The sequence below is a fragment of the Pseudomonas sp. EA_15y_Pfl1_P101 genome, assembly GCF_963970835.1.
Taxonomy (GTDB): Bacteria; Pseudomonadota; Gammaproteobacteria; order Pseudomonadales; family Pseudomonadaceae; genus Aquipseudomonas; species Aquipseudomonas tritici.
In genome coordinates this window covers 38,989-57,922 of sequence record NZ_CAXAPA010000005.1, presented here as the reverse complement: position 1 = coordinate 57,922, position 18,934 = coordinate 38,989, and the positions used below count along the sequence as shown (strand labels likewise).

Genomic DNA, 18,934 nt, shown 5'->3' with positions numbered 1-18,934 from the left:
CTTGCACTTGAACCATCGCACCGCCGTTCGCCTCTACCCTTACAGGTATAAGGAGAACACCATGCATAAAACAAGACTTGCCCTACTCATCCTGGTCGCCGGCAGCCTCGCCGCCTGCGGTGAAAGCTCCACCCTCCAGGTCTCTGACGGTACCGGGCCTTCGCCCAAGTTGCCGGAACCGAACAAAACCCTGATCCCCACCGTCAATATCGCCCCCGCCATCGGCTGGCCCGAGGGCGTGAAGCCAACGGCCGCCGCCGGTACCCAGGTTGCGGCGTTTGCCGAAGGCCTGGACCATCCGCGCTGGTTGTATGTGTTACCTAATGGCGATGTACTGGTGGCGGAAACCAACGCGCCGCCCAAGCCGGATGATTCCAAGGGCATTCGTGGCTGGGTCATGGAGAAAGTCATGGGCCGCGCTGGCGCCGGGGTGCCGAGCCCGAATCGCATCACGCTACTGCGTGACGCCGACCACGATGGTGTCGCGGAGACGCGCACGGTGTTCTTGGAGAATCTCAATTCGCCATTTGGCATGACACTGGTCGGCAACGACCTGTACGTTGCTGACTCGGACAAGCTGCTGCGCTTCCCCTATCAACCGGGAGACACCGCGATCAAGCAAGCCGGTACCAAAGTCGTCGACCTGCCGGGCGGGCCTTTGAATCACCACTGGACGAAAAACGTGGTGGCCAGCAAGGACGGCACCCAGCTGTATGTGAGCGTGGGCTCCAACAGCAACGTCGGTGAAAACGGCCTGCAAGCGGAAGAAGGCCGGGCGGCAATCTGGGAAGTCGACCGCGCCAGCGGCGAGCACCGCATCTTCGCCTCTGGCCTGCGCAACCCGAACGGTATGGCGTGGGAGCCGCAGAGCGGCAAGCTGTGGACGGCGGTCAACGAGCGTGACGAAATCGGCAGCGACCTGGTGCCGGACTACATCACCTCGGTCAAGGATGGCGGCTTCTATGGCTGGCCGTTCAGTTATTACGGGCAGCACGTCGATGTGCGGGTCACACCGCAGAATCTGGACCTGGTGGCCAAGGCGATTGCGCCGGACTACGCGGTAGGCCCACACACCGCATCCTTGGGACTGACATTCGCCGAGGGCAGCAAACTCCCGGCGCAATTCAGCAACGGCGCGTTTATCGGCCAGCATGGTTCGTGGAACCGCAAGCCGCACAGTGGCTACAAGGTGATCTTCGTGCCGTTCGAAGGCGGGCAGCCTAAAGGGCAGCCGGTGGACGTGCTGACCGGGTTCCTCGATAAGGACGAGAACGCCATGGGCCGCCCAGTGGGCGTGGTGATTGATCAGCAGGGGGATTTGCTGGTGGCGGACGATGTAGGGAATAAGGTGTGGCGGGTGTCGGCCGCTAGATAGCGGAGCAGCAAGCCTTAAGCTTGAAGCTGCAAGGTGGCGCTGCACCGTCTTGCAGCTTGCAACTTGAAGCTTATCGCTGCTTTCAGGGATTCCGCGCCAGATTCGCCGGCAACACACGCTTTGCACTCAAGTAAGCATTCTGCCAATACGCCTTGGACAAAGTATCCAACTTCACCGTACCACCGGTCTGCGGCGCATGTACAAAGCGCCCTTCCCCCACGTAGATCCCGGCGTGGCTGACCTGTGAACCACCACCGGTGGCGAAGAAAAGCAGGTCGCCGGTCTGCAGGTTCTGCTCGCTGACATCCTGGGCGCGCATCACGATCAGTTCACGGGTAGTACGCGGTAGCGAGATGCCGGCAGCGTCGCGAAACACAAAACCAATCAAACCGCTGCAATCAAACCCGGAGTCCGGCGTGTTGCCGCCCCAACGATAAGGCGTGCCGACCAGGCCCAGCGCGCGGAAGAGCACATCTTCAGCCACAGGCGAGAAATTCTGGGTGGAATAGTTGAACACCGGCTTAGGCTTCACCGCGACAGGCGCGGGCGGCGGTGGGCGGCTTGCACAGGCGCTGAGCAGCGCGGCGCAAACAATAAGAATCAGGCGGGCCGAGGTCGACATGTGCAGAACAATCCTGGTCTGGATGCGGCTTTTCGCTGCCGAACGCTGAAAACCAGAACGCGCAAGCAAAGCTCGCGCGAACGGATTACAACAATGTCCAGGGATTCTAGCGCTTACACCTCAAACTTCAAGTATCACTTTAAGTTTACTTGCTAGCGGTAACCGTCGTCGGGGCCATGGCGAGTGCGCGCTTGGCTTCGATGAAGGTTTTGCTCCAGTAGCTGGAGCCCAGGTTGTCGACTCGAACACCGCCACTGCGACGGCTACTGGAGTGGATAAACTGGTTATCGCCCAAGTAGATACCAGCATGGCTGACGCGACCACGACCAGCCGTACTAAAGAAAAGCAGATCACCGGGCTTGAGGTTGTTGCGCGAGACCAACGGTGCATTCAGGTTGATCATTTCGCGAGTGGAGCGTGGCAGGTTCATGCCCGCCTCTTCACGAAACAGGTAGCCGATGAAACCGCTGCAGTCAAAACCGGCTTCGGAGGTACCGCCGAAACGGTAACGGGTACCGATCAGGGACATGCCGCGTTCGAGGATGCTGTCGGCGAGAACTGGAAGCTGGTAAGGCTTGCTGCCGGAGAAATCGGCCAGTTCTTTTTCAGTTGCCAGCTCTTCTTCGTAAACAGAAGCAGACTGTGCAGCAACAAATTTGGCCTGGTTTTGAACCTGTGGTTTTTGCTGTTCTGCCACCTGTTGAGGGTGGGATGCGCAACCAAACAACAGGGTAACGAGTGCGAGAGGCACGAGGGGTGCGAAGCGATTTAGCATGGGCACGACCGTGGCTGGTATGTAAAGAAGCCGAGACTATGCCTTCTATCACATCGATTTGCAAATTCAATCGTGGTCTATGTGACTTCCCGATTGGACTATGCCATCTAAGCCGTCATTCCATTTATCGGTTCAAATGCGTGGCCAATTCGGCTCAAACGCAGGTTTTTTGGCGCCTGAAAATTGCCGACCCCCTTCAATTCAATGGGTTACCAGCCCAACGTTTCTTTCAGGAAAGGAATCGTCAATTTTCGTTGAGCCTGCAAGGAAGCCTGATCGAGCTGCTCGAGCAACTCGAATAAAGCGCTCATGCTGCGCGTGCCACGGGTGAGGATGAAATGCCCCACCTCGTCGGTGAGATGCAGGCCGCGACGCGATGCGCGCAATTGCAAGGCGCGCAGCTTGTCCTCGTCGGACAGCGGGCGCATCTGGAAGATCAGCGCCAGGGTCAGACGCGACTTGAGGTCAGCCAGCTTGATCGGAAGTTCACGTGGGGAAGTCGAGGCGGCAATCAATAAACGCCGACCACTGTCACGCAGGCGGTTGAACAGGTGAAACAGCGCCTCTTCCCAGTCCGCCTTGCCGGCGATCGCTTGCAGATCGTCCAGGCACACCAGCTCGTATTGCTCGAGGTGGTCGAAGATGCCGATACCACGGTCCATCAACTCAGCCAGGGGCAGGTAAACCGCTGGCTCGCCCATCTGCTCGAAACGCAGGCACGCGGCCTGCAACAGGTGAGTACGCCCTACGCCGTGCTTGCCCCACAGATAGATCAGGCTTTCGGTCCACCCGGCGTCGGCTTCGCAGAGCCGCTCGACATAGCCGAGTGCAGCGGCATTGGCGCCTGGGTAGTAGTTGATAAAGGTGGCGTCATCACGCAGACGCACACCCAAGGGCAGCTGAATCGGTTTCATGCTGACTGAACGGCTCCAAACGAACCGTTAGTGGCCTCTGTGAAAAGTTTGCAAAGTTTATACCCGTGACGCCGGGCGCACAATGCAGCAGACCACAAGCAAAATCAAAGGTTTGCGTTAACTTGTTGGATTTGCGCAGATTGTTTGGCGCTGCTGCTCCAGAAACAACAAACCCGGCCAGGACCGGGTTTGTTACGAAGCGGTTACAGCTCGGGGTCTACAACGCCGGTGTACACATCCGAATCCTTGTACAGATCGTGCATATGGCGCACCAGCACCATGATCACTGCCGCCACAGGCAGTGCCATCAGGATGCCGGTAAACCCGAACAGCTCACCGCCCGCCAGGATCGCAAAGATCACCGCCACCGGGTGCAGACCAATCCGGTCGCCCACCAGCAACGGCGTGAGCACCATGCCTTCCAGCGCCTGGCCGACCATGAACACCGCGACAATCCCCAGCATCGGGTACAGGTCGCCGCCAAACTGGAACAGCCCGGCCACCAGCGCCGCGCCGATACCGATCACAAAGCCCATGTACGGCACGATAGCGGCCAGGCCGGCGATCAGGCCGATCAATAGGCCCAGCTCCAGACCGATCGCCATCAAGCCGCCAGCATAGATGATGCCCAGCGCCAGCATCACCAGCAGTTGGCCACGCACAAACGCGCCCAACACCTCATGGCACTCGCCTGCCAGGGAAACAATGCGCTCCTCACGATCGCGCGGCAGCAGGCTGCGGATCTTGGCCATCATAATGTCCCAGTCGCGCAGCAGGTAGAACGCCACCACCGGGATCAGCACTAGGTTGGTCAACCAACCAATCAGCGCCAGGCTGGATGCAGTTGCCTGGCTGAGGATGACACCGACGATATCGGTGGTCTGGCCCATGTGTTCGCTGATGGCCGCCTTGATCTTGTCGAACTTCCAGAAGCCGTCCGACAGCCCGAGCTTGGCCTGGGCCCACGGCACCGCCGTGTGCTGCAGCCAATCGAGCATCTGCGGCGCCAGTTCATACAAGCGATACAACTGCTTGGCCAGCATTGGCAACAACACCAACACCAATGCCGTGATGATCAAGGTAAACAGCGCAAACACTGCCACTACCCCCAAGGTACGCGACAAGCCAGCCTTTTCCAGGCGATCCACCATGGGATCGAACAGGTACGCGAGCAGCAACGCAACCAGGAACGGCGTCAGGATCGAATGCAGCAGAAACACAAATACACACAGCAGGACAATCCCGCCAAGCCACACCCAACGACGCGTATCCGCCATAAACCACTCCATCTATATAAAGAAGAAAACTACTACCAACGAAAACGCAGCTGCGCTTGAGGCTCAGGTGCAGCAACAGGTTGAGTGCTATCTGCCACAGGCTGCTGGACCGGTGCTTCACTGGCAGGAATCTCCTGCAATTTAGCCAGGCTCAACTGGGTACGTAACTGATCGGCACTGCCGTTGACGCGGTACACGATGCGATCGCCATCCACCCGTTGGGGCTGGCCACCAAAGGGCTCAAGCAGATGACCCAGCGCGGCGTAACGCTCAAGGGTCATGCCTTGCACTTCCAGCAATTGCTCGGTGCTCACGCCAGGCTTGACCGCAAAACGCGGCGCCAATTTCTGGCTGACCGCCAGCATCACCGCATCGGCCACGGCAGCCGTGTCGGCACCTTGCGCCGTGCCCTGTTCGCTCTTGTCGCCCAACCACAGGCGCCATTTGGCCTGCCATTGGCTGCCTTCCTGACGCGCATGCACGGCCAGCAGAGCGTCGGCGCCGTAACGTTCGGAGGCGGCGCGCAACGGTGTGGCATCGGCACTTTCCAAGTTCGGCACGGTGGCGACCACCTGCTCATCCAGGTCACCCAGCGGTAGACGCAACGGCAGGCCACGGTGTTGCGCAGCGCGGCGCAGCGCCTGTGCGACGATCTGGCCATCGCCTACCAGGCTGCTGCCTCCAGTAGAATCGTTCAACCACCAACCGAGGATCGAGGGGCGATTGCTGCCCCAAATCGACAGGCCCGCATCGCGCAAAGCGCGGTCAGTACTGACCGGATCAAAATCCACTTGCAGGCTTTCCGGCGGGCCAGCGTCGTACCCATATTGCGTGATGATTTGTTGCGGATCCTTGCGAATCGCCGCCAGGCCCGGGCCTTCGGCGGCCTTGGCGTCACCAGTCAGGCGGATCACCATGGTTTGCACGGCACGCTGGGTAGCCTGGTCGCGCTCTTGCGGGGACTGGCTGCTGACGGGCTCAAGTACTTGATAAAGGCCATTGAGTGTTTCGGCATGACTCGCCAGGCTGACCAACGACAAGCAGCCTACAAAGAAGAAGTTACACAGACGCATGGAAGATTCCCGAACGACAAATTTAGCGGCTGCAACAGGCCGCGTGAACTCGGTTTGGCAAGGCTGTGACCACAGCCACCGGTAAAACATTCACAGGGTCATGGCAGTTTTTGTACTGTCATAACGATAGCGGGTTAAAGGCTATACCTTAATACGTACCGAAGCAGAGCCGATTAGCATTTTTTTAACCTGCTTTTTTGACCTATATGGCCCTGCCCGTCGGCCCGAGGATGGCCGCTGCCCCTCAAGCCTGATAAAATCGCGCGCCTTCGCAGACCGTCAACGGCTGGGCCTTTTACCAAAAGCGCCTGCCCGCTCGGTCGTTACCCCTGAATCCCCCCTAAAGGCCTGGATCATGAGCAAGCAACCCTCCCTGAGCTACAAGGACGCCGGTGTAGACATCGACGCCGGTGAAGCATTGGTCGAACGCATCAAGAGCGTCGCCAAGCGCACTGCGCGCCCCGAAGTCATGGGCGGCCTGGGCGGTTTTGGCGCCCTCTGCGAAATCCCGGCCGGCTACAAGCAGCCTGTACTGGTTTCCGGCACCGACGGCGTGGGCACAAAGCTGCGCCTGGCGCTGAACCTGAACAAGCACGACAGCATCGGCATCGACCTGGTTGCCATGTGCGTCAACGACCTGGTGGTGTGCGGCGCTGAGCCCTTGTTCTTCCTGGATTACTACGCGACCGGCAAGCTCAATGTCGAAACCGCGACCCAGGTGGTGACCGGCATCGGCGCTGGTTGCGAACTGTCGGGCTGCTCTCTGGTTGGCGGCGAAACCGCTGAGATGCCAGGCATGTACGAAGGCGAAGACTACGACCTGGCCGGCTTCTGCGTCGGCGTTGTAGAAAAAGCCGAAATCATCGACGGCTCCAAAGTGGCTGCCGGTGATGCCCTGCTGGCCCTGCCATCCTCCGGCCCGCACTCCAACGGCTACTCGCTGATCCGCAAGATCATCGAAGTGTCCGGCGCCGACATCGAGAACATCCAGCTCGACGGCAAGCCGCTGACCGACCTGCTGATGGCCCCTACGCGCATCTACGTCAAGCCACTGCTCAAGCTGATCAAGGACACTGGCGCAGTCAAAGCCATGGCCCACATCACTGGCGGCGGTTTGCTGGACAACATCCCGCGCGTCCTGCCAAAAGGCGCCCAGGCGATCGTCGACGTGGCCAGCTGGCAGCGTCCTGCGGTCTTCGACTGGCTGCAAGAGAAAGGCAACGTCGATGAAACCGAAATGCACCGCGTGCTGAACTGCGGCGTGGGCATGGTTATTTGCGTGGCTCAAGAGCACGTTGAAAGCGCGCTGAACGTGCTGCGTGAAGCCGGCGAGCAGCCTTGGGTTATCGGCCAGATCGCCACCGCCCCAGAAGGCGCGGCACAGGTTGAACTGAAGAACCTCAAGGCTCACTGATGCCTCAGACCTGTGATGTCGTGGTGCTGCTTTCCGGCACCGGCAGTAACTTGCAGGCCCTGATCGACAGCACGCGCACCGGCGACAGCACGGTGCGCATCGCTGCGGTGATCTCCAACCGCAGCGACGCCTATGGCCTGCAACGCGCCAGGGACGCGGGTATCGACACCCGCGCCTTGGATCACACGGCTTTCGAAGGTCGCGAGGCCTTTGATAGCGCCTTGATCGAACTGATTGACGCCTTCAACCCCAAACTCGTGGTACTGGCCGGCTTCATGCGCATCCTCAGCGCTGATTTCGTAAGGCATTACGAAGGGCGGCTGCTGAATATCCACCCTTCCCTGCTGCCCAAGTACAAAGGCATGCACACGCACCAGCGTGCGCTCGATGCCGGCGACAGCGAGCATGGCTGCAGCGTGCACTTCGTCACCGAGGAACTCGATGGCGGGCCTCTGGTCGTACAGGCAGTGGTTCCGGTAGAGTCTGACGACTCGGCGCAGAGCCTTGCGCAACGGGTTCACACCCAGGAACACAGGATTTACCCACTGGCCGTTCGCTGGTTTGCCGAAGGTCGGTTGATTCTTGGCGACCAGGGTGCATTATTGGACGGTCAGTTACTCGCGGCCAGCGGCCACTTGATTCGAACCTAGGAGATTTTATGCGTCGCGCCTTGCTCTTCGCTTTTGCGCTGTTCGCCTTGCCTGCCGTGCAAGCAGCAGACCTTCACCCCTTCTCCGCCAGCTACACCGCTGACTGGAAACAGTTGCCCATGAGTGGTTCGGCAGAACGCAGCCTGACCAAGAACAGCGACGGCACCTGGACCTTGAACTTCAAGGCCTCCATGATGATCGCCAGCCTGACCGAAACCAGTGTGATCGTGTTCGACAAGGACACCCTGCAACCGAAGAGCTACACCTTCGAACGCGGCGGCCTGGGTAAGGCGAAGAAGATCAATCTGGATTTCGACCAATCCGCCAAGAAAGTTACCGGTTTTGAAAACAAAGACCCGGTCAACGTCACCCTTGAAAGTGGCATGCTCGACAAGTCGACTTACCAGCTCGCCCTCCAGCGTGACGTGGCTGCCGGCAAGAAAAGCATGAGCTACCGTGTGGTCGAAGGCACGGACGTCGATACCTATGACTTCCGCGTCATCGGCCCTGAAAAGGTCCAGACCAAGGTAGGCGCCATCGACGCGATCAAGGTCGAGCGTGTGCGCGACCCGTCGCAGAGCAAGCGCATCACCCAGATGTGGTTTGCCAAGGACGAGGGCGGCATCCTGGTTGCCCTGCGCCAGGTTGAGACCGACGGCAAGGAATACAACATCATGCTGCAGGACGGCACCGTTGACGGTAAGGCTGTCAAAGGTAGCTGATAGGCTGATGAGCTGAAAAAGTAGCCTCGCTGAATGCGAGGCTTTTTTTCGCCTGCAGGTTTTGGGCTGGACGTTCTACCGCTATCGCTGGCTTGCTCACGAAGGTGGCGGAGGATCAACACAAGATAAACGCCCCCTCAAACATGAAACTTTTGTCATAAAACTCAGGCGCCTGCGACGCAATGTCACGGTTTATGGGGCCTGTAGCAATGTTGCGTTTTGTGCACTGAACTGTTGCGGGCAAAACCGGTTTACTTAGCAAGCTAACAAAACATATAAAAGAGGCCTGCGACGACTTGCCGCAGATCAACCAGAGATTGGAGCAAGCAGATGACTGTAAAAGTAACTGAACGCGACGATGCACACATGTCTCATGAAGCACTGGGCCATGGGATTCACATCTGGGATGTCCATCAACAAGACCAACTGGTCGGCATGTTCCACAACGAGAACGAAGCCCACAATTATAAAAACGAGCTCGAAACTCTTGAGATGAAACGCCAGGCACAAAGCTCCTGAAACGCTGATATCACGTAGACGCCCGGCCCCACGCAGCCGGGCCGCCTCCACAAAAAAACCGCCCGATGCGCGGTTTTTTGCGTTTTAGAAGCCGCTATGTCCCTACACGACTGTGCAATCGTACAAAAGCAGACATAACTTACACAGTCACAGTCCAGGTACTGCACGCCATTCCAAGCCCCCCTGAACTGGCCTGTTCCAGACGCCTCCAGGCCATGTCACAGCCTATCCCTGGCCGCAATATTTGCCGGCAAGTCACGCCCTCCGACCGCTTGAATAAACGGTTGCGAAAAAAGCGTAACAAAAAATAGACATTTGTTAATAATTCTCGATACCATTCGCACGCTTTTCACCCAGGACCGCGGATAAGGAATTCGACTTCATGCATGGCCACAACAGCACGCCGGAAAAATTACTGCTTGAGCGCTGGGGTGAAGCACTGGCCACGCCGCAATTCCTCGCCAATCACATCAGCCTTGATGCACTGATCAACACGCTGGCGCCCGCCGCCGAACGCAGTTTCCAACGTCTGATCCAGGCACTGTTTCGTGAAGGCCTGCTGGACCCCAACACTCGCACCTATGACGAACGCGGCCACTGCTGGCTGGCACTGCCTGACCAAACCCGCCTGCGCTTCGATCACCTGCGCCCCGGCCGTATGGGCAGTTGGGACCTGCGTGGCCAGGTCACGCTGCTACGTAATGACCAGACCGAGCAGAACATTCAATTCCCGTCGCAATTACTGACGCTGCTTAACAACAGCCTCGAATCATCGGCCGACCTGAACGTCTTGAGCCGTCTCAATACCGAAATCGATGACAGCTTTGTCAACGACACGCTATGCCTTGCCTTTCACGCGCAGTGGACACTCAAGCTGCACGCAGCAATGGACCCGGCCCATCAGCACAATCTGCTCAGCCACCTCAAGAACGATGCGAGTGTGACCAACGCTACGTCCGTGCTTGAACAATGGGGCACGCTGGGCCACCCATGGCACCCCAACTACAAGACCAAGTTGGGCTTGGCTACCGACCAGGTGATTGATTTCTCACCGGAGTTCGAAGCGCGCTTCCCGGTATTCCTTTGCGCGCTCCACCGCCAATATGCCCATGTCGAAGTATTGGCCGATACCGCAGATTACTGGCAGTGGTGGCAACAGCATTTTCCACAGGCAGCCCTGCAGTTGACCGCAGCGCTTGCAGCGCAGGGGCTTGAGGCGGCTGAGTACCTACCGCTGCCTGCTCACCCTTGGCAGGCACGCCAGGAGCTACCGCAACTGTTCGCCAACGAAATCGGTGACAAGCTGCTGGTGCTGACCGATATCGTCGCGTTTACCGCCCACCCGACCATGTCGTTCAGGACCGTGCTGCCTGAAGGCAGCCGCGACGCGCCGATGGTCAAACTCCCGGTCTCACTACGGCTGACCAGTGTGCAACGAACTGTTTCGCCACGCTCGGCGCGCATGGGCCCGCGAATCAGCCAGTTGCTGCTGACGATCCTTGAGCGCGAGCCCGCAATTCAGCGAATCCTGCGCATCGTCCCCGAGCGGATCGGCGTGCATTTCAAACCCCAACCGGCCAATGATGAGCACTCCCGTCACCTCGCCGTTCTCTACCGCGACAACCCGCAGAGCCTGCTCCAACCGGGCGAAATGGCTGTGCCGGTGGGCAGCCTGTTTGCCATCGACCAGCACGGCCAGCCGCTGCTGAGGCAATGGGTACGCCTGAGCAAAGGCCTGGAGGACGCCGATGCCATGCTTGCGTTCTTTCGCGACTATGCCGCGATCGCCGTACCGGCACTGTTGGGCATGTACCTGCGCTATGGCGTTGCCTTCGAGGCCCACCAGCAGAACGCCTTCATGGTCATGGCCGCAGACGGCCAATTGAACCGCCTGTTGTTGCGTGACTTCGGTGATATTCGAATCGACCGCAAGACCTTGCACGCCCACGGTTTGGATATCGAACTGCACGACCCCAAGATGACGCTGTATGACGACGCGGGCTTTGTACGTGACAAGCTGCTGCACACGGTATTCATGTGCCACCTGGGCGAACTGGTATTGCTCAGTGCCCGCCACTTCGATATTCCCCAGGCGTTACTTTGGAATGAACTGTCGGCCCAAGTCAGCCAGTGTTTCGACGACTTGCGCAGCCAGGTCGAACCACAGCGCTGGGCAACCGAGCGCGAAGCCCTGATGGAGCAGGACTGGCCGGCCAAGTCGTTCATGCGCATGCGCCTGCTGGAAAGCCATGCCGACATCGTCGGGCGGCTGCCCAACCCGCTGAGTGCCGCCGCCAATGGCAGCTAACCACACCGCGCTGCGGCTGCTGGTGGTGATTCAACTGGTGTCGATGGGGGCCATGGAAATGAGCGGCCCCTTCTGGCCCTTGCAGATCCAGAAGCTGCTCGGCGTGGCCAATGCCCAGTACACCGGCCTGCTGTCTTCGCTGGTGTATGCCGGGCCGATGATGGCGGCGATGATCCTGACGCCAATGTGGGGGCGCCTGGGTGACCGTACCGGCCACAAGCCGATGATCATTCGGGCGCTGCTGGCGCTGGCGGTGTGCCAGGCGTTGGCCGCTATCACCTTCGATCCGTGGCTGCTGGTGGCGATCAGGGTGGCGCAAGGCGCGTTGGCCGGCTTTATCGCAGCGGCCCAAGCCTACGCACTGGCCTACTGTGGTGATGGCGGGCGCGGGCACATTCTGGCGCGACTGCAATCGGCAACCGCAGTGGGGTCACTGGCTGGGCCGGTGCTGGGCGGCTGGCTGATGGATATCTCGGGCTTCGCACTGCTGTGCTACAGCGCCACCGCCGTCTGCCTGGTCTGTGCAGTGATCAGCGTGTTCCTGCCCAGCGATGCGCCGCGCTCGCGGCCAACGCGCACGTCCGCCCCCGCCGCACTGCCCAAAGGCTGGCTCGGCGCAATGCTGGGGATCATCGTATTGATTCAGGCTGCCAAGATGATGCCTCAGCCGTTTTACGCCCTCTACGTCGCCGACGTTTTAGACGCACCCGCATGGTTGATCGGCGCCAGCTATGCCGCCAGCGCCCTCACGCTGGCCCTGTCCGCCCCGCTTTGGGGGCGGCTGTTTGACCGACATCAACCGGCACACACGCTGCGCATTATCGAATGGGTCACGTGGTCCTGCGCCTTGACGCTTGCCTTCACGGCGATGGCCAACGAATGGCTGGGCTTCCTCGCCAGCCGGTTGCTGTGGGGCGTATGGCAAGGCGCGTTGCTGCCCGTCGCCTACACGTTGATCGCCAATACCGTTGCGCCCAGCCAACAGGGTTTTGCTCTGGGCATGGGCAATAGCGCCGCCAAAGCCGGCGCGCTGTGCGGCGCCTTGATGGGCGGCATCGGCATGGCGATGGTGGGCTTGGCGCACAGCTTTTGGCTGGTCGCGCTCACTTATGCCTTGGCCGCCCTGGGTATTCGCGCAATCCGTTCGCTCACCCGAACACCCGATTCATCCGGTTTTTCTGTCAATACTTCTAATAACTGAAAGGCAAGGTCATGAACAAATTGCAACTGGCAGCCCTGCTGCCCCTGCTCGGATCTATGAGCGGCCCAGCCTGGGCCGATCAAGTTGAAGAAAACCCACCAGCGCCCACCAACCTGCAATTACAGGCAACAGTGGTTTCGGCCACACGCAATGAAACCAGTATTGCGGCGATCCCTGGCTCTGTGCAGGTCATCAGCGAAGACCAGATCCGCCAGCAAACGGGTGCGGGACGCCGGGTTGCGGATATGCTCGGGCAATTGGTGCCGGGCATTGCTCCCTCCAGCGGTGGCATGAGCAACTTCGGCCAGACGCTTCGCGGCCGTAATACGCTGATCCTGATCGATGGTGTGTCCCAGAACGCCACGCGCGACAACTTCCGCCAGCTCAACAGCGTGGCACCGGAAAGCATCGAGCGCATTGAAGTGATATCCGGCGCCAGCAGTGTCTACGGTGCAGGTGCGTCAGGCGGCATCATCAATATCATCACCAAGCGCAACAAAGGTGAAGACCTGGCCTTCAGCAGCAAAATCGGCATGACCGCCGGCAACAACCTCAGCCACAAAGGTTTCTCCTACGAAACATTCCAGAGCGCAACGGGCCGTCAGGGCCCGGTGGACTGGTATGTTTCGGGTAACTACGTACAACGCAACGATCAGTTCGACGGCAACGCAAAGCGCATTCCCCAGGACACGTCCCAGGGCAGCAACATGGACACCGACACCTATGACCTGCAAGGTCGCTTCGGCTACGAGCTGGATGACGACAAGAAGATCAGCCTGTCGCTGCAAGACTACAAGGACGAGCAAGACACCCGTTACACCAAGAACCCACGCATCACCGACACCGCCGTCGCGGTCAAAGGCCTGGACCTGGATGACCAACCCTTCACCCACAACCAGGCGGTCAACCTCAACTACGCCGACAACGATTTCTACGGTCAGGGCTTGCAGGTCGAAAGTTACTGGCGGCGTGCCGACGCGTTGTTCTTCCCGGACCTGTCGCGTGGCCGCGCCGGGGTATCCGACAACAACAGCGTGCAAGATGTTTACGGCCTGCGCGCGGCGATCGATACGCAAATGCCGGACATCGGCCCGGCCACCGGCAACCTCGTCTGGGGCGCTGATTACGACCATGAAACCTCAAGCCAGCGCGGCGACCAATACCGCGTCAACGGCCTGGCCTACACCAAGACCGGCACCACGTTCGAACTCGGCCCCGACATCGCGACCAGCACCAAAGCCATCTTTGGGCAGCTGTCCTACGACATCGATGACTGGACCTTGCGTGGTGGCGTACGCCGCGAGTGGATCGAAAGCGAGGTTTCCGACAGCATCGCTTATGGCGAAATCGTCCAGACCGGCAATCGCGCGATACTGCCCGGTGGCACGCTCAAATACGATGACACCCTCTATAACCTCGGCGCGGTGTATCACCTGAGCGAAAACCAGGATGTGTTCATCAACTTCAGCCAGGGCTTTTCCCTGCCGGATATCCAGCGTTTCCTGCGTGACGTGAACAGCAAATACGACATTCAAAACCTGAATGCCCAAGCGCTGAAGGTCGACAGCTACGAGCTGGGCTGGCGTGGCAATTGGGACAAGTGGCAGGCCAACGTCACAGCGTATGAAAACACCTCGGATGTCACCCAGTTCTATGACGCCAATGATCGTGTACTGCGCCTGATCAATCAGAAAGAGCGTGTGCGCGGTATTGAAACCAGCCTGACGTACAACTTCACCGATCAATGGTCAGTAGGCGGCACTTACGCCTACGCCAAAGGCGAGACCCAGCAGAACGGCAAATGGATCGACCTGCCTGCCACACGCATCTCTCCCGCCAAGACCACCGCCTTTGTCGGCTACGACCGTGGCGACTACAGCCTGCGCCTGCAAGGTATGCGCCTGGCCGACTATGACGCCGCGTTCAAAGACAACAACGGCCGCGACATCAAAGGCTACACGCTGGCTGACCTATTGGGGTCGGTGAGGTTGCCGGTAGGTCGTCTCGAAGGTGCGGTGTACAACCTCACTAACCGCAACTACCAAAACATGTTCGCCCAGGCCAACGCGCGTGCACCGTACCCGAATGCCCAAGGTCGTACCTTCAGCCTGAGTTACGCAGTGGATTGGTGATCGGCTGACGCTACTGGTTAAAACACAAACCCCGCCTTTTGAGCGGGGTTTGTGTTTCTTGGCAGGGGCAAGCCCTTCACCACATGGCTGTTTTTACCGCCTTACCACATCAGGTCATCCGGGATCTGGTAGGCGGCGTAAGGATCATCCTCATCCGGCACTTGGCTTTCGGTGAGGATATTGAGCTGCACGATACGCTCCGGCGCACGCTCCTGGATCTTCAACGCTGCTTCGCGCGGGATCACCTCATAGCTGCCGCCGTGATGCACGATCGCCAGGGAGCCGTTGCTCAGCTTGTTGCGCATCAAGGTGTTGACCGACAGGCGCTTGACCTTCTTGTCATCCACGAAGTTGTAGTAGTCCTCGGTGGTCAGCTTGGGCAGGCGCGAGGTTTCGATCAGTTGCTTGACCTGGGCCGTGCGGGCCTTGGCCTCGGCTTTTTCCTGCTGCTGGCGGTTCAGCTCCTGGTCGCGCTTGATCTTCTCGGCCTTTGCCTCGGCTGCCAGGCGGACCTGAGTGTCGTCAGCCTCGATCTGGCCTTTGTGGACCAGGCGCTGCTGCTTCTGTTTGTCTTTGCCGACCTGCTTGGCCTGCTTTTGGTTGACCAGACCTGCTTTGAGCAACTGATCGCGGAGGGAAATGCTCATGGTGCTTACTCACTTAGGCAGCCGCTCAACCGCAGCTGGACATGTTCTTTTCCTGACGTTTGGCTTCGCCCCACAGGGCGTCCAACTCTTCGAGGGTGCAATCTTCTATGGGACGATGGGTATCGCGCAATGCCTGTTCGATAAATCGGAAACGTCGTTCGAACTTGGCATTGGCGCCACGCAGCGCGGTTTCCGGGTCGACCTTGAGGTGACGGGCCAGGTTGACCGCCGCAAACAGCAGGTCGCCGACCTCATCGGCAATAGCCACCGAGTCGTTATCGGCCATGGCTTCGAGCACTTCATCGAGCTCTTCGCGCACGTTATCCACCACCGGCAAGGCTGAAGGCCAATCGAAGCCCACCTGGCTGGCGCGTTTTTGCAACTTGGCGGCACGGGACAGGGCTGGCAAAGCGGCGGGCACATCGTCCAGCAGGGAGAGTTGCTCCGGTGCGTCGGATTTTTCCGCACGCTCCTCGGCCTTGATCTGCTCCCAGCGTTGCTTGACCTGCTCTTCGCTCAGCTGCGGGATATCCAGCGATGCATACAGATCGCCGGTGGGGAATACGTGGGGATGGCGACGGATCAGCTTGCGCGTGATGCTGTCGACCACCCCAGCAAATTCGAAGCGCCCTTCCTCCCGCGCCAACTGGCTGTAATACACCACCTGGAACAATAGGTCGCCCAACTCGCCTTGCAGGTGATCAAAATCGCCGCGCTCGATGGCGTCGGCGACTTCGTAGGCTTCTTCCAGCGTGTGCGGGACAATAGTGGCGTAGGTTTGCTTGATGTCCCACGGGCAGCCGTATTGCGGGTCGCGCAGACGGTTCATCAGGTGCAGCAGGTCATCCAGTGAATACATCAATTTGTGCCTAATCAAAAAGGAACGCCGCTGATCAAGTGTGAGAGCAAGCCCGCTCCCACATTTCAAACCGCGGTTATCCAGTGACTCATGGTGCGCGATTACGCCGGGTTTCAATGATATTCGGCAACTGGGAAATCCGCCCCAGCAACCGCCCCAGTGCGTCCAGCCCCGGAATCTCGATGGTCAGGGACATCAACGCGGTGTTGTCCTCTTTGTTCGAGCGTGTGTTGACCGCCAGCACGTTGATCCGCTCATTGAGCAGCACTTGCGACACGTCACGCAGCAAACCGGAACGGTCGTAGGCGCGAACGATGATATCCACCGGGTAGGTCAGCACCGGCACCGGGCCCCAACTGACCTGGATGATCCGCTCCGGCTCACGCCCGCCCAATTGCAGCACCGAGGCGCAATCCTGGCGGTGAATGCTAACGCCACGGCCCTGAGTGATATAGCCGACGATGGCATCCCCGGGCAATGGCTGGCAGCAACCGGCGATTTGTGTCATCAAGTTGCCCACGCCCTGGATCTGAATATCGCCACGCTTGCCAGGCTTGTAGCCGATGGCCTTGCGCGGGATCAGTTCCAGCTGTTCGCTGCCGCGTTCCGGCTCGACCAGTTGCTGCGCCAGGTTGACCAGTTGCGCCAGGCGCAAATCGCCAGCACCGAGGGCGGCGAACATGTCTTCGGCAATCTTCATGTTGGCTTTTTCGGCCAGCTTGTCGAAGTCCACCTGCGGCAGGCCCAGGCGTGCCAGTTCGCGTTCAAGCAAGGTTTTACCGGCGGCGACGTTTTGGTCACGCGCCTGCAACTTGAACCAATGGACGATCTTCGCCCGCGCCCGCGACGTGGTGATGTAGCCCAGGTTCGGGTTAAGCCAGTCGCGGCTCGGCGTACCGTGCTTGCTGGTGATGATCTCGACCTGCTCACCGGTCTGCAGGCTGTAGTTGAGCGGCACGATGCGCCCGTTGATCTTGGCGCCCCGGCAGTTGTGGCCGATCTCGGTGTGTACGCGGTAGGCGAAATCCAGCGGCGTGGCGCCCTTCGGCAAGTCGATGGCGTGGCCGTCGGGGGTAAAGATGTAGACCCGGTCCGGCTCGATATCCACCCGCAACTGATCGGCCAGGCCGCCGATGTCACCGAGTTCTTCGTGCCATTCCAGCACTTGGCGCAGCCAGGAGATTTTCTCTTCGTACTGGTTGGACCCGGCCTTGACGTCGGTGCCCTTGTAGCGCCAGTGCGCACAAACGCCCAATTCGGCCTCTTCGTGCATGGCGTGGGTGCGGATCTGCACCTCCAGCACCTTGCCCTCGGGGCCGATCACCGCGGTGTGCAGCGAGCGATAACCGTTTTCCTTGGGGTTGGCGATGTAATCGTCAAACTCCTTGGGGATGTGCCGCCACAGCGTGTGGACGATACCCAGCGCGGTGTAGCAGTCGCGCATTTCTGGCACCAGCACACGCACGGCTCGCACATCGTAGATCTGGCTGAAAGCCAGGCCTTTGCGCTGCATTTTGCGCCAGATGGAATAGATGTGTTTGGCGCGGCCGCTGATGTCGGCTTCGACACCGGTGGCCTGCAACTCCGAGCGCAACTGGTTCATCACGTCGGCGATAAAACGCTCACGGTCGAGCCGCCGCTCGTGCAGCAACGTGGCAATCTGTTTGTACTGATCGGGTTCTAGGTAGCGGAAGGACAAGTCCTCCAGCTCCCACTTGATATGGCCGATACCCAGGCGGTGCGCCAGCGGCGCGTAGATATCGAAGACTTCGCGGGCGACGCGGTTGCGCTTCTCGTCGTCGGCGGTTTTTACCGCACGGATCGCGCAGGTACGCTCGGCCAGCTTGATCAGCGCGACGCGTACGTCGTCGACCATGGCCACCAACATCTTGCGCAGGTTTTCGACCTGACCCTGAGTGCCCAGCACCAAGGACTGACGCGGGCTGAGGCTGGCGCTGATCGCGGCCATGCGCAGCACACCGTCGATCAGCTTGGCCACTACCGAGCCGAAACGCTGGCCAACGGTCGCCAACTGAATGTGCCCTTCACGCACGCCGCGATACAGCACGGCGGCGATCAGCGAATCCTGGTCCAGCTTGAGATCAGCGAGGATCTCGGCGATTTCCAACCCGGTGCGAAAGCTTGACGTGCCTTCGGCCCACAGGTTCTTGGCCGCATTGTCTTGCTGCTCAGACTCACGAGCGAACTCGCAGGCTGCTTTCAAGGCTTCACGGTCCAGTGCCGGGTCGACACTGATGGCATGATCCAGCCATGCCTCGAGATTGATACTGCCGTCGGTGTTGATCGGCTGGTGTGCTCTCACCTGTACCATCTTGCTTACCTTCCCTACGACGCACCTTGGGGGCGCCAAAAATCATCCCGACCTTTGCTGCAAGCTCCCTGGCAGTTCACGACCCTGAAGAATGCAGGCCAGTCGGATTAAACG

General features: G+C 59.6%; 16 protein-coding genes. 8 read left to right on the top strand and 8 right to left on the bottom strand.

All coding sequences use genetic code 11. The annotated features are described in order from the left end of the window. Positions 1-61: 61 nt before the first annotated feature. The gene (locus tag AACY36_RS09380; RefSeq protein ID WP_339416678.1) at positions 62-1,375 is read left to right on the top strand and encodes a PQQ-dependent sugar dehydrogenase; all 1,314 of its coding nucleotides are present in this window, start codon (positions 62-64) and stop codon (positions 1,373-1,375) included. A gap of 82 nt (positions 1,376-1,457) precedes the next feature. On the opposite strand, the gene AACY36_RS09375 is transcribed toward AACY36_RS09380, so the two are convergent. From AACY36_RS09375 to AACY36_RS09355, 5 genes are all read right to left on the bottom strand, one after another. Next, on the bottom strand, positions 1,458-1,997 hold the full coding sequence (locus AACY36_RS09375) for a C40 family peptidase (protein WP_339416679.1): 540 nt from the start codon (positions 1,995-1,997) through the stop codon (positions 1,458-1,460). A gap of 145 nt (positions 1,998-2,142) precedes the next feature. Further along, a complete protein-coding gene (locus AACY36_RS09370) occupies positions 2,143-2,772 on the bottom strand; it encodes a C40 family peptidase (protein ID WP_339416680.1) in 630 nt (209 codons plus the stop codon). A gap of 209 nt (positions 2,773-2,981) precedes the next feature. After that, positions 2,982-3,686, bottom strand: a complete 705-nt coding sequence (gene hda / locus AACY36_RS09365) for a DnaA regulatory inactivator Hda (RefSeq protein WP_305433881.1) — start codon at positions 3,684-3,686, stop codon at positions 2,982-2,984. Between the two features lie 203 nt (positions 3,687-3,889). After that, positions 3,890-4,963, bottom strand: coding sequence for an AI-2E family transporter (locus tag AACY36_RS09360; RefSeq protein ID WP_339416683.1), 1,074 nt, complete (start codon positions 4,961-4,963; stop codon positions 3,890-3,892). A gap of 32 nt (positions 4,964-4,995) precedes the next feature. Further along, complete coding sequence (locus tag AACY36_RS09355) at positions 4,996-6,036, bottom strand: DUF2066 domain-containing protein (RefSeq protein ID WP_339416685.1); 1,041 nt, start codon at positions 6,034-6,036, stop codon at positions 4,996-4,998. 355 nt (positions 6,037-6,391) lie between these two features. Here AACY36_RS09355 and purM point away from each other — a divergent pair, with 355 nt between their 5' ends. The 7 genes from purM to AACY36_RS09320 all read left to right on the top strand — a co-directional run bounded on the left by purM (position 6,392) and on the right by AACY36_RS09320 (position 14,982). Beyond that, the gene (gene purM, locus AACY36_RS09350) at positions 6,392-7,450 is read left to right on the top strand and encodes a phosphoribosylformylglycinamidine cyclo-ligase (protein WP_314559612.1); all 1,059 of its coding nucleotides are present in this window, start codon (positions 6,392-6,394) and stop codon (positions 7,448-7,450) included. Further along, entirely contained in the window at positions 7,450-8,100 is a 651-nt protein-coding gene (gene purN, locus AACY36_RS09345) for a phosphoribosylglycinamide formyltransferase (RefSeq protein WP_339416686.1), read from the top strand. The genes purM and purN overlap by 1 nt, the downstream gene beginning before the upstream one ends. An 8-nt stretch (positions 8,101-8,108) precedes the next feature. Next, on the top strand, positions 8,109-8,822 hold the full coding sequence (locus AACY36_RS09340; RefSeq protein ID WP_339416688.1) for a DUF3108 domain-containing protein: 714 nt from the start codon (positions 8,109-8,111) through the stop codon (positions 8,820-8,822). Between the two features lie 330 nt (positions 8,823-9,152). Further along, positions 9,153-9,341: a hypothetical protein gene (locus AACY36_RS09335; RefSeq protein WP_078738442.1), complete on the top strand. Its 189-nt coding sequence runs from the start codon at positions 9,153-9,155 to the stop codon at positions 9,339-9,341. A 382-nt stretch (positions 9,342-9,723) separates the two neighbouring features. After that, on the top strand, positions 9,724-11,649 hold the full coding sequence (locus tag AACY36_RS09330; RefSeq protein ID WP_339416689.1) for an IucA/IucC family protein: 1,926 nt from the start codon (positions 9,724-9,726) through the stop codon (positions 11,647-11,649). Continuing rightward, a complete protein-coding gene (locus tag AACY36_RS09325) occupies positions 11,639-12,850 on the top strand; it encodes an MFS transporter (RefSeq protein ID WP_339416690.1) in 1,212 nt (403 codons plus the stop codon). Before AACY36_RS09330 ends, AACY36_RS09325 begins: the two co-directional genes overlap by 11 nt. 11 nt (positions 12,851-12,861) lie before the next feature. Then, positions 12,862-14,982 carry a TonB-dependent receptor gene (locus AACY36_RS09320; RefSeq protein ID WP_339416691.1) on the top strand — a complete coding sequence of 707 codons (2,121 nt, stop codon included), beginning with the start codon at positions 12,862-12,864 and terminating at the stop codon, positions 14,980-14,982. Between the two features lie 101 nt (positions 14,983-15,083). Here the strand turns inward: AACY36_RS09320 and AACY36_RS09315 are convergent, their stop codons facing one another. The 3 genes from AACY36_RS09315 to relA all read right to left on the bottom strand — a co-directional run bounded on the left by AACY36_RS09315 (position 15,084) and on the right by relA (position 18,820). Then, on the bottom strand, positions 15,084-15,629 hold the full coding sequence (locus AACY36_RS09315) for a DUF2058 domain-containing protein (protein WP_339416692.1): 546 nt from the start codon (positions 15,627-15,629) through the stop codon (positions 15,084-15,086). 25 nt (positions 15,630-15,654) lie between these two features. Then, a complete protein-coding gene (gene mazG, locus AACY36_RS09310) occupies positions 15,655-16,488 on the bottom strand; it encodes a nucleoside triphosphate pyrophosphohydrolase (RefSeq protein ID WP_339438384.1) in 834 nt (277 codons plus the stop codon). 88 nt (positions 16,489-16,576) lie between these two features. Then, the gene (gene relA / locus AACY36_RS09305; protein ID WP_339416694.1) at positions 16,577-18,820 is read right to left on the bottom strand and encodes a GTP diphosphokinase; all 2,244 of its coding nucleotides are present in this window, start codon (positions 18,818-18,820) and stop codon (positions 16,577-16,579) included. Positions 18,821-18,934: the final 114 nt, after the last annotated feature.